We start from the raw sequence: 15,351 nt of genomic DNA on the forward strand, positions 1-15,351 counted from the left end.
AACAAAATAACAGGCTATAAGATGTATAAAAAAGAACAAATGTATTACTCACCATCAGACCTAACTAAATATATGGAAAGTCCTTTTGCCTCATGGATGGATAGGCTTGCTCAAGAACACCCAGAACTAGCACCAGAAAAAGACCTTAGCGATGAGTTCATGGGGATGTTGCAACAAAAAGGCTATGCCCATGAAGATAAGCTGGAAATGAGGTTTACAGCTGAGGGTAGGACGCTAGTAAAGATTGAGGGTAGCAGTAATACCGAAAAACACATCAAAACTTTAGAGGCAATGAAAGAAGGTATCGAAGTCATTGTGCAGGCAAGATTAAAGCTTGACCAATTTGCTGGCTTTGCTGACTTTCTGGTAAAAGTAATACACGAGTCAGGTCAAACCCCAAGCAAGCTTGGCAACTGGCATTATGAGGTATGGGACACAAAGCTTGCCAGCCACGTTAAGCCGACATTTATCATCCAATTGTGTTGCTACGCTCAAATGCTTGAATCCATTCAAGGCTGTTTGCCTCAAAGTATTACTGTTGCGCTTGGCAATGGTGAGATGGAGGTTCTAAAGACTTATGATTTTTACTACTATTACTCAAATTTAAAAGCCAATTTTCTAGACGAGCATGCCAAATTCCACTTAGATAATTGTCCAGACCCTGCCGACTCTGGAAGCTGGGGTAACTGGAGCAGCCATGCCGAACAGATTTTGCTTGATAAAGACCATTTGTTTCAAGTAGCAAGCATTACCAAAGGACAAATTAAAAAGCTTAACAAGGCAGGTACGCACACTATGCAGCAGCTTGCAGCCTCGCCTCTATTATTTATGAGTGGTATTCATTCTACGGTGTTTGCTAAGCTAAAAGCTCAAGCCGCCATACAAATAAAGAGTAAATTAAAAAGTCAAAAACCAAGTGAGGTAACTAACAGCGATAGACCGGAATTTGAGATTTTACCTCATTCTCAAGGTGAGAAAAAAGGGCTGGCACTGCTACCGCCTCATTCTCCGATGGACGTATTCTTTGACATTGAAGGTTTTCCGCTTGATGAAGGTGGGTTGGAATACTTGTGGGGTAATACTTATTTTGATGAGCAGGGCAACCGCCAATTCAAAGACTTTTGGGCTCACAACCGTGAACAAGAAAAACAATGCTTCCAGGACTTTATTCATTGGGTTTATGGTAGGTGGCAACAAGATCCAAATATGCACATCTACCACTATGCCAATTATGAGATTACAGCCTGTCGTAAGCTGATGGGGCGCTATGGTATCTGTGAATACGAAGTTGACCAACTGCTAAGAAATGAAGTGTTTGTCGATTTGTACAAGGTGGTGAAGGGTGGTTTACGATTGGGTGCCCCTCGATACTCCATCAAAAATGTCGAGCGCCTATACCGCGATAAGCGTGATACCGAAGTGGGTGACGGTAGTGATTCGATCGTCGTTTACGATCAGTGGCGAGAATTAAACCAACTCGGCGTGGAGGGCGATACTTGGCAGACCTCAAAGATTCTTAATGATATTCGAGATTACAATATCGATGATTGTGATTCTACTCAAGAGCTGGTGGTATGGCTAAGGGAACAGCGAGCAATTCATAAGATTGATTATCTTGGTAAAACCGAAGTCATCGAACCAGAAATCTCCGAAGAAGTAACCAAGGTTACTACACTGCGAGACCGTTTATTAGCCCAAGCCGAAATAGAGTTACTAGGTAATCCTAAGCAAGCACAACTCACTGAGAATCTAGCATGGATGTTAGAGTTTCATCGCCGAGAGTCCAAACCATTATTCTGGAAGCTATTTGATCGCCTTGGCTCAGATGAGATGGAACTCTTCAACGACTTAGACTGTCTTGCCCTTTGTACGCGCACGGATAGAGCACCCTTTAAATTTTCATCAAGAGACAAGAACTTAAGCTATGAGTATCGGTTTGACATCGAGCAAGAGTTTAAGGGAGCTGCAAATAGTTTTTATTTGCTTGGAGTAGAAACACCCGACGGCAAAGGTGCAAAGGTTAGTTATCTTGCAGAAGAGAGCGACTTAGATAAGGGTTTGATTGTACTTAAAACCAAGGATGAGCCACCACATACGGTGTCTCTCATTCCAGATGAATACATCAGTACTGGTATTATTTCTGATGCGTTGTTTAAAACGGTGAGCGAGTATGAGCAAGGATTATTTAGACAGCGAAAATACGCTATCATGGACTTTCTAACGGGGGCAAAGCCGAGAATTTTAAACCATACAGGTGGTGATATCATCAGCAGTGATGGACCAGATGCTCGCTTAGAGCAAATTATCGCAGCGATTAGCAATCTTGATAGTAGTTACCTACCCATACAAGGGCCTCCAGGTGCGGGTAAAACCTATACGGGTAAACAGGCCATCGCTCATTTACTTAAATCAGGGGCAAAAATCGGTATTTCTAGCAACAGTCATAAAGCTATCAATAATCTATTACTTAGCACTGCTAAACACTGTAAACAGCACAATATAAAAGCATCATTTTTCTGTACCAAAGAAACTGACGATGAGCTTGCTGATTATGACGTGACCATCTCAAGCAATAATCAATTAGCCAGTCACATTCAGCCAGCGTGCGTTGTTGGTACGACCGCATGGGGATTTGCTCGTGAGGACATGACAGAGCAGCTCGACTATCTGTTTATTGATGAAGCAGGCCAAGTCTCGACAGCAAACTTAGTAGCCATGAGTCGCAGTGCTAAAAACTTGGTATTGATGGGCGACCAAATGCAACTGGGGCAACCATCACAAGGTACACACCCCGCTGAAAGTGGGTTATCGGTACTTGACTATTTGCTACATGAAACGCCAACCATACCTGCGGATATGGGAGTGTTTTTAGATATGACCTATCGTATGCACAGAAAGGTCAATACTATTATCAGTCAGCTAATCTACGAGAGAAAATTACAATCTCACCTTGATAATGATAAGCGTATCCTCGAAGTATCAGAGACTACAGCTAGACAAAATACCGACTTCCAAACGCTAGAAGCTTACTTAAATTTGGATGCAGGCATTGTCTTTGTTCCCGTGGAGCATGAGGGTAATACTCAAGCTTCTGATGAAGAGGTAACAACGATTAAGCAACTGGCTAAATCGCTACTGGGTCGCATTTTTCATACTGGTGTGACCAAAGATAGTGGAGAAGCAGTTACTCGCCCAATCACATGGGAAGATATGCTTTTTGTAGCCCCGTACAATCATCAGGTTAGTAAGCTGAAAACAGCCTTAGGTAAACAAGCAAAGGTTGGTAGTGTTGATAAGTTCCAAGGTCAAGAATCACCGATTGTGTTTTTGAGTATGTGCGCTAGTGATGCTAATGAATCGCCTCGAGGCATTGACTTTTTATTCGATAAAAACCGCATTAATGTGGCGATTTCTAGAGCGCAAACACTTGCTATCGTAGTGGCAAACCCTAATCTTGGTAATACCTCTGTTAACAGTGTTGAGCAGCTAAAAAAGGTAAATCTTTTTAGTGCAGTAACGTGCCTATCCTCACTTATAGCAGATTAAAGACAGGCTACATCACAAAAACAACAACTAGATCAATTCTAAATGGAACAAGAAATGAATTTACAGAATTTGTATGAAAGAACAAAAGACCTTAACTATATCGAAATTGAAAAACTAGGTTCAAAGCTATCAGCGGCGTTTATTAAGACGTATATTAATCAGATTGACGACAAAGAAATACGAGAGTCACCTGTTGATTTTGTAGAGAATCTTTTAAAACTGAGTATAGGTGTACCTTTTAAAGACAAGCTAAGTATCATAAATGATACGGATTTCTTTAAAAACGGAACTGTAGATGACTACCTAAGTGAGGTTAAAGCTTTAAATCCTCCCAAAGAGCACATTATGTCATCATCATCAGTTGCCGCTGGTGGTTTTTATAGGAGCTTTGGTGGTATTAAAGATAAAAATTTAGAGGATATTCGAAAACCAGAGTATGCTAAATTTGCGATCAAACTTAAAAAGCTCATTGAAGATCTATCTGAGTTATACAAATCTAATAAAAGTAATAGAAAAGAGGCAAGAAAACTCTATATAGATTCAGAATTAGATTTTAGTCTGAAAAATATTACCACTAATATAGTTGCTAATATTATCTACCCAATTTTCCCGACGGCTTTTCCATTGACTAATGGTCATGTCCAAAGAGGATTTGTAGCTTTTGATTTAATGAGTTCTAAAGATCTAAAAGATGATAAGAGTCTAGATAAGTTGCGGGACAGTACTAAACCCGAAGACTATATAACGCTTGCTGAACGAATGGATACAGAGATATTCGAAGGCATTGAGCTAGACGGTGAAGATAAGCACTTTGGTATTATAGATAAAATGTTTCACGTTTATAATATCAATCATGAGATTGCTCATTTTGACTCGCCAAATACCATTTTATATGGTGCGCCTGGTACTGGTAAGACTTATGAAGTCACTAAAAAAATGGAATTTTTAAAGGACGTTGATGGTGCAATCGTTCATAAAATGCAGTTTCACCCTTCTTTTACCTATGAAGACTTCATCGAAGGCATCAAGCCAATGGGCGTTCTTAATGGCAACATTCAGTTTGAACTAGTCAATGGTGTATTTAAAAATTTTTGCATGGAGGCAAAAGAGAGACCTGACACAGATTTTTATTTTGTCGTTGATGAAATCAATCGAGCCAATCTATCTACTGTGTTTGGTGAGACGCTATCATTGATTGAAAAAGATTATCGTCATGATCCTGACCCTAAAAACAAACCAAATGATAATCTAATCCAAACCCAGTATTCCTCACTAATCGACGAGTTAATTAAAGAGGATGAAACTAAAGAAAAAAGATTAGTCTATGCCCGAGATGAAAACGGAAAAGTTGCCTTCGGCGTACCCAAGAACGTCTATTTCATTGGTATGATGAATGATGTTGACAAAAGCATCGATACCTTTGATTTGGCATTAAGACGACGTTTTAAATGGATTCGTAAAGACTGTGATGATGACGTTATAAAGGAAATTAAATTTAAGAATGGAAATGATAACTTTAAGAATATTGATGAATACGTAAAGTGTGCTAAAGCGTTAAACGAGTATATTAGTCAGGAGTTACTACTTGGGAGCTCTTACGAGTTTGGTCATTCTTTCTTTATGAAAATGAGTGATATTGCGAAAAGGACGAACATTTCAAAGTCTAACCTTGAAACTCTTTTTGACTCACACTTGAGGCCAACCCTAAAAGAGTATTTGCGAGCGTTCTATCCTGAGAACGAAATTGAAGGAAAAAATGGTAAATTAGCCTCAGCATTAAAAAAGTTCCAAAGTGAACTTAGCGATAGTGCTGAATGATGAAGGCTTCTTTCCCAACCAATCATAATTTCTATGGTGAAAAAGCCATAAAAGACAATGTGTTGACTGATTTTTTTAAAAAAAGCACTAAGTCAAAAGCCAAAAAAATTTTTAATAATACATTTGAACTCACCACTAAAGATGAGTCGCTAAAACAGCTTAATATTTTCCGTTTTAAGCCTGCTAAAGACAAGTTAAAAGAAGATGAGCAGTTAATTCTTAAACTGTATAAAAAAGAAGACAACCAAACAGGCGAAGTGGATTACTTTGTACAGACGGGATTATTTGCTGGTGTCGTCTACCATAAAGACTGTGAGTTTAATATTACTTGTGCTTATGGCGAACCATTTTTGCACCGTATGCTCAATTACATCAATGATATTTACGTAGATACTAAAGAAGTAGACGCAGAGCAGAATAAAAAAGACAATTCATTTCAGCATATTTTGGCTCATTTGTTTGTGCATGCTTTAGAACGCTCTGCCACGCTTGGTTTGCCGCAGTTCTACCAGCAGAAAACCCAACGTAGTCATAAGGTGCGGGGCTCGGTTGATATAAATGCTTATCTACGTCATGACATTCCTTTTCAAGGTAAGCTAACGACTAAATATAGAGAACAAAGCTATGTGCAAGAAATCATAGATGTGCTTTATTTGGCGTGTGAGAAACTAAAAAAAGTCTTTGGCGTAAAGTATTTACAGCCCATTTTAAATCTTTATCAACTGCTTAAGTCTCAATATTCAGGCCAGTTTGTCAATCAATCAGTTATTGATCGTGCTAAGAACCATACTGCCTTGTACAATCCTATGTTTGCTAGTTTTAAGCATACCTTAGAATATGCCGAAATTATCCTTAACGACTGGGATTTGCAAAACAAAGAAAAAAGCGACAAACAGACTTATGGCTACCTATTTGATATTTCGCAACTGTTTGAAGTGTATTTAGAAAAGCTGCTTAGCCAACACCTGCCAGCGTGGTCAGTATCAGGACAGGAACAGTTAAGCCTTTATCCAAATCGGTTTTATAAGCGCAATATGTATCCTGATTTAGTATTAAAACATCTTGAAAGTGAAAAGGTAATCGTACTAGATGCTAAGTTTAAAAAGATGAGTTTGCAATATCTTGATTTAGATCGCAGCGATTTTTATCAAATCCATACTTATATGCAGTACTATGGCTCAAGCTTGCTGTTTGGCGGTTTGATTTATCCGCTATCTGGCGATCATATTTTAGAAAAGGCCTATAGTGAGTCTTTATTTGACAATGCACATAATAATCAGAGATTCATCGTCGATGGCATTGAGCTTCATCAACCTGATCTTGAAAACATGACCATTAAACAGATTATCGACCGTGAAAATCTATTTATAAAGAGGTTGCAAGACTTGATCAATGAAAGTCTTCTCAAAGCTAGTTAAAAGCTAATCTATTGGGTTAAATGCTTGGGCTAGACGCTGGTAAGCCATACTCGACTCTATTGATAATCTCATTACGCTGTTTAGTAATCAGTCGATAGCCCTTAATAACCCCGTCATAAGGCAAATTACCGTGATACTTTTTATAATGCTCATCAATACATTTCAGCACGATCGACTCACGCTCTGACTCATTCATTTTGGCAATGTTCTTAGGCAGGTATGCGTTAGCTTTACTAGCAGCAACGCCACGAGACATCCAATTTGCGCCCGCCGTAAACTCAAAATCAACATCGGCTGTTAAGCGATATCTGGGCAGTGGATAGGGGTAATGCGCTAGGTCATATTCGATTTGAGCAATATCGGCTTGGAATGGCTGATATCGTATATCGAGCACTAACAATAGCGCTCTTAAGAATTCGTTAGCAGTGAAGTATATATCAACGTCAGTATCGTTTAATCCCAGTATGTCGCTAGACAATACATGACGCAGACGATCACAGGCGGGGATGGTTTGTGTTTGAGGGTAACCCATAGCCTTGACAATATGTTGCGGGCGCAATTCAAGCTTGTCTATTTGACTGACAGCATATTTTGCCAAAGGATGACGTGGACTATAACGACAGGTATATTTGGATTGATCAGAATTTTTATTTAGCATAATAGAGTAGACTCCTGAACTCCGACAACAAGGATATGAGTGTAAGCCCATATAGGCTCATCAAATCGGGCATGGATAACCTTGTCGGAGTACAGGCTCATGCGCTTTACCAGAGTTGTTTTATATCGTGCTGGAAGTTGCAAGGTTTGTAGCGCTGCCATTGATTTATTGCTGATTCACAATAAAAATTGGTGGCTACAAAACAGTTAAACCCACGATAAATTTTAATAATGATACAGTCGATTCAAAGTAAAAGAGACACATTTGTAGCAACGTGCTACTGGTATAAATTTTTCTTGCGTGCTGTTCGCAAGCGTGACAGAGGCTGCAAAAAATTCATTCCAGTAGCCCAGCAACGTTGTGCCGTTTCTAAATTGGATTAACTATAGCATGTCAGATGACATTAATTGCGGTTAGTCTTCACCATGAAATGTCGCTGCATCTATCCAAACGAAGGGGTCTTCACACAGGTAGAGCAGGTGATACCAAATGTCACTGTCACGAGCAATGCGGTGATGACCACCCTCAAAATAATCCACTTCCCAGCTGTCAGGCAAATTCACTAACGTTCGTCTGGCAACAGCCACATCCAAACGCTCATCATCGACCTCGACCATGACCCGCATTGCTTCAGTGTTAGAAGTGGGAAAGGACAGTTTCATATTAGCCACTTCTGGAATACGATCCGCTAAGGCTTCACTAGGATAAATACAGGGCGCAATCAATAGGGCCTGTAAATTGTATTTATGGGCAAAATGATTGGCAAACCAACCCCCAAGTGAATGCCCTGCCAATACCACCCGAGGATATTCTTTCATTTTTTCTTGAATCAATGCATCGTAAATCTCAAAGACCCCTTCAAAGTTCTCTCGGTAATTGACCGTTTGACAGTATTTAGGCTCACGTTCAATACAAGTGTACTTACTGGTTTTATTACTCGAATCCAGACCGTGGAAAAACAGTAAGAATGTGTCGTTATTCTCAATGGGGAACATCATAGCTTTCTCCTTTTTAGGAATATTTTTATTCATAGTCAAGTGCTTAGCTTATAGGTTTGGCTTAGATTAGAAAGTGTTTTTATTAGCCATCCACGCTTGGTACAGGTCAAGAATCTCCGCGCAAGCCTTTATTGAGATATTCTTAGCAAAGCCTTCATTAAACCAAAAATCATAAACTGCTTGTACAATCTTTTTTACTGCTTCAACGTCTTTTACCTCATCCACGTCTTTTACGCCATCAAAGCTTTTAAGCTTTATCTCTTGTAATTTACGGGCAATGTCTTTTGCCTGTATATCAGACTCGTTATAGGGCGCACTCCAGCCCACACAGTAACGATAAAGCACATCATTAATAGCCAGTACAAATATGGCGTCAGCCACACCAAGAGATTCAATTAATCTGTCTAATACCCAACAGCGTTCTTCATAAACTGAGGGTTCGATTGGCATATCGACTTTTTCAGTCAAACAGTCACAACTGACCATATGTGAGGGTTTGCTAAAGTCATCCCACAGTAGTGGATACGTCTGACCAATCCCACCTTTCTCAATAACGTTAAAGCGCCAAATGCCGTAATGGGTATCAACCCCTTTATAAGGAATTTGAATAAACCACTGCATCAGCTCATCACTGTCATACATAATATGAGTACGTCCAATACGCACGCCTTGATTGGGCAAAACTTTGGTATATAAATGCTCCATATCATTGCTATAAAACTTCACTTTATTTAGGTTCTCAATGCTTGTATCACTGAGCTTGGCATTGGCATCATTTAAGTTTCGATACAGCTTAAAGGGCGCTACAAAACTTAGCGTCTGATCGGTATTATTAATAAAATAAATATCATCTTCATAGTCGTTAATCGATACGCTAGTGAGATAAAACAATGGGGTCTTAAGTGGTGGTGATTTACCATCATCGGGCAGTGATGGTAGACTTGAGAGTCTTGATACGCCTGCCCACTGTACATCGTCTATGCGATTTTGTTCAAAAGGGTATTTTGTGATTATCATATGCATGTCCTTATTATTTTAAATTTAGTTTGGGTGCAGCATTTTTTAATTTTGAGCGTCAATTTTAAGTCAGCCGTGTCTGTTCGCAGCTTTTTAAGCGACGTAATCAAGGTAAAGTGAGTGAGTTAATTTGATAGATTAGCTAAAGGCTTTTTATTCTTTGTTTGAACTCATTGTTTTAGCAACAAAAGGTTCGTTACCCGCATTTACATGCAGGCTATATTTAAGTATTTTTTTGTGTCTATAACTAGGATGGTATGTAATGGTTAATAGAGGTCAAGAAGTTTTTAGACTTAACGAAAATAGCAGAGTTATGATGTGAAGCGTTGCGCTTCGAGGGTTAACTCCATGTCACGATGTCACGTTATTTCTTCCTGACTCAATAACTATAATACAAAAAATGTTGAAAAGATAGATGCTAGAGTAGGGCATGCGACAACTGCTGTCGCTTAGCGAAAGATAAAGGGTGTTTCTTGAAGGGTTTTAGTATTCTAGATCAGATTGATTTTATCACTTGATTTTTAAGCAGTTGATAGCAAGGGTTGGCAAGTATTTCAAGTAAATAATATCTCTTTGAAAAGAGTTCAGTGATTACTAATGAAAGCTATCAAGCATGAGCTGTTAATTATAAAGGTATTATTAGAAGCTAAATGTACCGCTACAACTCAAAAAATCTATCAGCCTAGAAGATAAAATTACAGGTTGTCCGTTATACTAGCCTTTGTGATAAACACAGAGGTTTACTGCTATGAATACTTCCCCAAATGAAAGTTATCCAAAATCCATCAATTCAATAGCGAAAGCTTGCGCCATAACTTTCCAAGGCAATGCCAGTAACCAGCGTCAACAGGATACTTTCTTCTTTTTGGATAACTGGTATCAAGAGACCTTAGGTATTACAGAAATTATAGCTATAGAAATGCCGTTTTGCTTTGCGGTATCGGATGGGGTTGCCAGCTCTAATTATTCACAGCACTGCTCAAAGGCAGTAGTCAAAGCCATTGAGTCTTTATGGAATGACAAGCAAACCATCACATCAAATCGTATTCATCATTTAATCAGTCAAACCAAGCACTCGCATAAACGTTATGGCGCCGCAGCCACTCTCGCTATGATTACAGGAACATTCAATAGTGATAAAACTGTAAGCATAAAAATAATGCATGTTGGTGACAGTCGTATCTATAGACTGCCTAAAGGCGAGGGGAAGTGGCAGTGCTTGACCCGAGATGACAACTTACTGAACGAACTGATTGATCAGCAAGCGCACGAGCAAGGTCGTCAAGCTAAGTTCGCAGATTATAACCGTGACGGCATGGCGGGTAGCTTATACAGTATTACGGAATGTTTTGCACTGACTGCTGATAATGATTTCCCGAGCAGCGAAGCGCCAGATAGTACCGTGCAGACCATTACTATTCAGTCAGGTGACTGTCTAGTGGTTTGCACTGATGGTATTCATGATTTAGTGCCAAGTGAGAACTGGCAACTTATCAGTCCCGAAGCTGATTTACAAGAGTGGTTAAAGACGCTTAAAACGCAAGTCTATCAATCTGATGGCAATGCTTATGATAATGGTACAGCGATAGTGGTTCGTTTTGATTGAGAAATTGCATTAATAGGTAATCAATATGATGGATTATTATAGTCAGCTGGCTCGAACCTCAGCACTCAGAATACAAATAAAGTGAAATCACTATGTCCATACACCCTATAGCCAGCTATAACAAATCAGAGCGCCTATTTATACTCTATCAACGTTTGCCACGTGATAAAGCCAAAGCTATATCATTGACTGAGCTTATGAATGCTTATGGCAATGATCCTAACAGTTTTGCTAATGAGCGCAAAAATTTAGAGAACGACCTCATTAGCTTAAATCAAATATTTAGTGATGTCTTTCGTAGTCCAGCTTTAGTAAGAGTGCCCACATGGGAGCAAAACATCAGCGGCAAAACAGCAAGATTTTATATTGAGCCAAGCTTTAGTATTGATGTCATTAATGAGCAAACACTATTTTTCTGGGAGATGCTGAGCAATTATACTGCGAACTATTTGCCAGTTTCTATTCAGCAGACTATAGCTGATAAGTTATCGCAAATTCGCCGTCAGGAGAAACAAGCCTTTAATAGCAGCCCGTTGGGACAATGGCAAAATAATCTGATTACCTTACCGAGTATGCTGCAAGCGCCGACGCTTAATGAAGATGTGCTTGCGTGTATTCATCAGGCCTTGCTACAGAATTGTCAGTTAAATATTAGTTATCAAAATAAATGGGAGCATAGCCCAGTCCAAAGGTGGGTTTATCCGAAAGGACTCGTTTTTATCGACAATATGATGTATCTCACTGGGTTTAATCCTGTAGACGATCATATTAGTGATGAGGTGCTATTAAAGGCGCATCGCAACTTTGCGGTCAATCGCATCACTCGCGCCATCGTCATTGATGAGTCAATGCCTGATTGGGTAGGGCGAGATATTTTTAAGCTGGCAAGTCTGCAGAAATTGGGCAAGCTAGAATTTACCGACAACACTCAAATTAACTTAGTTTTAAAAGTTCAAAAATATGCCTGCCAGCATCTTTATGAGCGTCCACTCTCAGCAGATCAAAAAATTACTATCATCGATGATACGTGGAACCAAGTGAATGCTACTGTTGCCGATACTCAGCGCTTGCAAGACTGGCTGGTGAGTATGTCTCAACTGGCAGTGGTAGTTGCACCAATAGAGTTAAAAAAAGTAGTTCTTGATCGGTTACAGAGTGCGTTAGAGCTTTATGGAAATTAAGCTTTGGTTATTGATAATAAGGTCGTAAATAAACTGATAACGATTCGTTTTTTAGATTTAACAGGAAATTTAAAATGACAACAAACAATACTCTTACTATAGAGCCATGGATGACAGAGCTTTGGGCATGGGCTGATAAGTTTGATATATCTGAAGAAAAGTTGCCACGTAATCAGGATGATCTGTTAGCAACAACAGATCTAGACATTAGCTGCAAAGGATTAATTGAGCTACCTGATAGTATCGGTCAACTCAGTAATTTGGAATCGCTAAATATCAGTGGAAATCAGCTCACCACGCTACCAGAGTGCATAGTTAGGCTGGAGAAGCTGGTTTGTCTTATTATTGATGAGGGTAGTTCTACTCATAGTGCTAATAAGCTAATTAACTTATCTACAGAGGTCACTGATTTTTTACGTGGCTTAGGTGATGGTTGTAGAGGATGGAATGATCCTATCAAATCCACTAAAGCTAGCAATAGTATTCAGGAGTACATACAAAGACATAAGGTCTTAAATAAGGAACAGACCATGATAGCTGAAAATATTGACCGAGAAGCGTTACAGACAGTCATCGACTGGGCAGAGTCATGTGACCTATCTATTTATGAGATTCCAAGAGATATTGACGAACTGGCTAACAAGACATACATATCTATTAGTGAGTATACCCAGCCAATACCAAAGGCTATTGGCTGTTTGACGCAACTAAGACGCTTATCTTTGCATGATTCTATGTCATTAGGTGACAATACCTGCCAAGCTGATAATAGATTTCCAGACACTATTACTAATTTGGTGAATCTTGAAGAGCTCAGATTAACTTGTAATGATCCCGATTTTATTCCTAATAACTTGCATGAACTAAAAAGTCTAAAAACTTTAGAAATTACTTTCCATGATGTGTCTGTCGTTCCTAAAGTATTGGCAGAGATGAGTTGTGATATCGAATTGCATCTATCTAGTAAGCAAGACAGGTTGCCAGACAACTTAACGGATATCAGATGTCTAACCGAACTATTTATCGATAATGACCACTTAACCGTATTGCCCGATAGTATCGGAGCATTAACCCAGCTTCAGTCTTTAGGCTTAAGATGCAACAGCCTTACTCATTTACCTGAGACCCTCACAGGACTAGAGCAGTTAACTAATCTTACTGTGTGGAGCGAGAGTCTAACGGTGTTACCCAATGCCATTTCCAAGTTAAAAAGCTTAAAAGAGCTATACCTTGATTGTAAGCATCTAACCCAACTCCCTAATTCACTAGAATGTCTAAAAAATTTGTATGAACTAGATATTAGAAGTGAATACTTAAGCAGATTACCCAACGATATCGCTGAATTAACCGGTTTAAAAGAATTGCATATGGCTTGTCCAAGTATGACAACTTTGCCAAGTAGTATCGATAGACTACAAAGTCTTGAAACTTTACTCATCAATTTTGACAATGATGGTGATTTGAGATCATACCAGGGTAGTGGAGGTGAGCCATCGACATTATCAGGGCAGGCTACTACTTTACCTGAAACGACAGGGGATTTGCCAAACTTAGAAAGATTAGAAATTCGTAGCGCTTATCTCGATAAGTTGCCCGATAATATAGGCAGTTTGAAGAACTTAAAAGAATTAACAATCACCAGTCAACATTTAAAACAGCTCCCACAGACTATTGGTGGTCTAACTAACCTGACGCAGTTAACGCTAAACTGTAAGAGTCTTGAGTGTATGCCAGAGTCATTGGGACAGTTGATTCAGCTAGAAGAGCTCGGTGTCACTAGCCACAAAATCAAACAATTTCCTGAGGGTTTGGCTAATCTAACTCATTTGCGTTCACTAAATATTCCTGCTCAGTTAATTAGCCTGTTACCGCCAATTGTCATCGAAAGGTATCGCAATCATGACCTCTGGCTGGGAAATATACCATCAACTGCTTTGTACACACCGTTGGCAGGTGATTATTGCTTATCTTATTACGGATTTTTCCTCGTTGATGATGGCTGGGATAAAAAAGCACTAATCGATCTAAAGCATAAAACAGGAGTGAGTCTCTTATTCGGTTTGCAAACGTCTGACAAAAGCATTGATGAATTCAATGTGATAGATGGCATTATTATTTGCCAGCCAGCAGAGGCAGAACAAGTAGTAGGGGTGTTTAAATCCGTATTAGAAAGAACAGGCTTGGTTGGTATCAGTATTGATGATTTTGAGATGGGTTGTTTGTCTGGAAAATATGCTCACTTCATACAGGCTAGTGCCATGGGAGAATTTGATTCAGACCGAGCAATCGAGCTTATCATGAGCCAAATTCCTAAAGGTCTTAGCATTAATTCTATGATGCTTGGAATAGAAAGTAATCGTCATATATCGCTTGAGGAATTTGAAGTTATAGTAACTGCGATTGAGAGTAGGGCTGTGGTTGACGCACCTGTGTTCTACGGTACAGAAATTATTGATAAGCCTAAATATTGCTGGATGGGGGCGATATATGCGGCCAGCTAGTCTAATGTTGAATGTGAGTATGCCCTTCACTACTTTGTACACACCGTTAGCAGGTGAGTATTGTTTATCTGAATTTGGGTTTTTCATAATCGAAGATGAATGGGACGAAGAGTCACTGATCGATCTAAAATACAAAACCGGAATAGATTTTTTATTTGGTTTGCAAACGACTGACAAATGCATCGATAAGTTAGACGTGATAGATGGTGTTATTATCTGCAAATTGGATGAAGTGTAACAAATGATGAGGTTATTTGAGGCCATATTATCGACGAATTTCATTGGTATAAACGTTTATGATATCAGAATTCCATTTTCAGATAGAAAATCTGCTCAGTTTATACAAGCTCCGGTAATGGGAACGTCTGAATCAGACAGAGCAAACAAAACAGTCAATCATATCTTTAGCCAAATTCCTAAAGGTATTAGTGTTGAGTATATAATACTTAGTTTTGAAAGCGACCGAGATTTGTCAATTGCCGAATATTCAGAGCTATCAACTGTGGTTGAAAGTAGTGTTACAGATGACGCAGAGGTGTTTTACAACTTGAGATATGTTGATAGAGCTGACTTCTGTTGGATGGGAATAATATATGCTGCTTGACAAG

At 39.2% G+C, this 15,351-nt stretch carries 11 protein-coding genes; 8 read left to right on the forward strand and 3 right to left on the reverse strand.

What is annotated here, in order from left to right:
* The first annotated feature begins 21 nt into the window (after positions 1-21).
* The 3 genes from JMX97_RS03785 to JMX97_RS03795 are packed head-to-tail and all read left to right on the forward strand — an operon-like array spanning position 22 to position 6,782.
* Positions 22-3,546, forward strand: coding sequence for a TM0106 family RecB-like putative nuclease (locus JMX97_RS03785; protein ID WP_201555525.1), 3,525 nt, complete (start codon positions 22-24; stop codon positions 3,544-3,546).
* A 54-nt stretch (positions 3,547-3,600) separates the two neighbouring features.
* Positions 3,601-5,364 carry an McrB family protein gene (locus JMX97_RS03790; protein ID WP_227671525.1) on the forward strand — a complete coding sequence of 588 codons (1,764 nt, stop codon included), beginning with the start codon at positions 3,601-3,603 and terminating at the stop codon, positions 5,362-5,364.
* Complete coding sequence (locus tag JMX97_RS03795; protein WP_227671526.1) at positions 5,361-6,782, forward strand: McrC family protein; 1,422 nt, start codon at positions 5,361-5,363, stop codon at positions 6,780-6,782. The genes JMX97_RS03790 and JMX97_RS03795 overlap by 4 nt, the downstream gene beginning before the upstream one ends.
* A 16-nt stretch (positions 6,783-6,798) precedes the next feature.
* On the opposite strand, the gene JMX97_RS03800 is transcribed toward JMX97_RS03795, so the two are convergent.
* From JMX97_RS03800 to JMX97_RS03810, 3 genes are all read right to left on the reverse strand, one after another.
* Positions 6,799-7,440, reverse strand: a complete 642-nt coding sequence (locus tag JMX97_RS03800; protein ID WP_201555531.1) for a hypothetical protein — start codon at positions 7,438-7,440, stop codon at positions 6,799-6,801.
* Between the two features lie 413 nt (positions 7,441-7,853).
* On the reverse strand, positions 7,854-8,438 hold the full coding sequence (locus JMX97_RS03805) for an alpha/beta hydrolase (protein WP_201555532.1): 585 nt from the start codon (positions 8,436-8,438) through the stop codon (positions 7,854-7,856).
* A 66-nt stretch (positions 8,439-8,504) separates the two neighbouring features.
* Complete coding sequence (locus tag JMX97_RS03810) at positions 8,505-9,455, reverse strand: hypothetical protein (RefSeq protein ID WP_201555533.1); 951 nt, start codon at positions 9,453-9,455, stop codon at positions 8,505-8,507.
* 748 nt (positions 9,456-10,203) lie between these two features.
* Between JMX97_RS03810 and JMX97_RS03815 the strand changes: the two genes are divergently transcribed.
* From JMX97_RS03815 to JMX97_RS03835, 5 genes are all read left to right on the forward strand, one after another.
* The gene (locus JMX97_RS03815; protein WP_201555534.1) at positions 10,204-11,061 is read left to right on the forward strand and encodes a PP2C family protein-serine/threonine phosphatase; all 858 of its coding nucleotides are present in this window, start codon (positions 10,204-10,206) and stop codon (positions 11,059-11,061) included.
* 92 nt (positions 11,062-11,153) lie between these two features.
* Positions 11,154-12,242 carry a helix-turn-helix transcriptional regulator gene (locus JMX97_RS03820; RefSeq protein ID WP_201555535.1) on the forward strand — a complete coding sequence of 363 codons (1,089 nt, stop codon included), beginning with the start codon at positions 11,154-11,156 and terminating at the stop codon, positions 12,240-12,242.
* Positions 12,243-12,316: 74 nt separating this feature from the next.
* The gene (locus JMX97_RS03825; RefSeq protein ID WP_201555536.1) at positions 12,317-14,743 is read left to right on the forward strand and encodes a leucine-rich repeat domain-containing protein; all 2,427 of its coding nucleotides are present in this window, start codon (positions 12,317-12,319) and stop codon (positions 14,741-14,743) included.
* A gap of 19 nt (positions 14,744-14,762) precedes the next feature.
* Complete coding sequence (locus tag JMX97_RS03830) at positions 14,763-14,981, forward strand: hypothetical protein (protein WP_201555537.1); 219 nt, start codon at positions 14,763-14,765, stop codon at positions 14,979-14,981.
* 3 nt (positions 14,982-14,984) lie between these two features.
* Complete coding sequence (locus tag JMX97_RS03835) at positions 14,985-15,347, forward strand: hypothetical protein (protein ID WP_201555539.1); 363 nt, start codon at positions 14,985-14,987, stop codon at positions 15,345-15,347.
* Positions 15,348-15,351: the final 4 nt, after the last annotated feature.

The organism is Psychrobacter sp. 72-O-c (genome assembly GCF_904846605.1).
Lineage (GTDB): Bacteria > Pseudomonadota > Gammaproteobacteria > Pseudomonadales > Moraxellaceae > Psychrobacter.

Bases quoted from the DNA above. Each gene is read 5' to 3' on its own strand.
- JMX97_RS03835 (WP_201555539.1), top strand. From the start codon at position 14,985: ATGATGAGGTTATTTGAGGCCATATTATCGACGAATTTCATTGGTATA.
- JMX97_RS03820 (WP_201555535.1), top strand. From the start codon at position 11,154: ATGTCCATACACCCTATAGCCAGCTATAACAAATCAGAGCGCCTATTT.
- JMX97_RS03805 (WP_201555532.1), bottom strand. From the start codon at position 8,438: ATGATGTTCCCCATTGAGAATAACGACACATTCTTACTGTTTTTCCAC.
- JMX97_RS03815 (WP_201555534.1), top strand. From the start codon at position 10,204: ATGAATACTTCCCCAAATGAAAGTTATCCAAAATCCATCAATTCAATA.
- JMX97_RS03810 (WP_201555533.1), bottom strand. From the start codon at position 9,455: ATGATAATCACAAAATACCCTTTTGAACAAAATCGCATAGACGATGTA.
- JMX97_RS03825 (WP_201555536.1), top strand. From the start codon at position 12,317: ATGACAACAAACAATACTCTTACTATAGAGCCATGGATGACAGAGCTT.
- JMX97_RS03830 (WP_201555537.1), top strand. From the start codon at position 14,763: ATGCCCTTCACTACTTTGTACACACCGTTAGCAGGTGAGTATTGTTTA.
- JMX97_RS03790 (WP_227671525.1), top strand. From the start codon at position 3,601: ATGAATTTACAGAATTTGTATGAAAGAACAAAAGACCTTAACTATATC.
- JMX97_RS03785 (WP_201555525.1), top strand. From the start codon at position 22: ATGTATAAAAAAGAACAAATGTATTACTCACCATCAGACCTAACTAAA.
- JMX97_RS03800 (WP_201555531.1), bottom strand. From the start codon at position 7,440: ATGCTAAATAAAAATTCTGATCAATCCAAATATACCTGTCGTTATAGT.
- JMX97_RS03795 (WP_227671526.1), top strand. From the start codon at position 5,361: ATGATGAAGGCTTCTTTCCCAACCAATCATAATTTCTATGGTGAAAAA.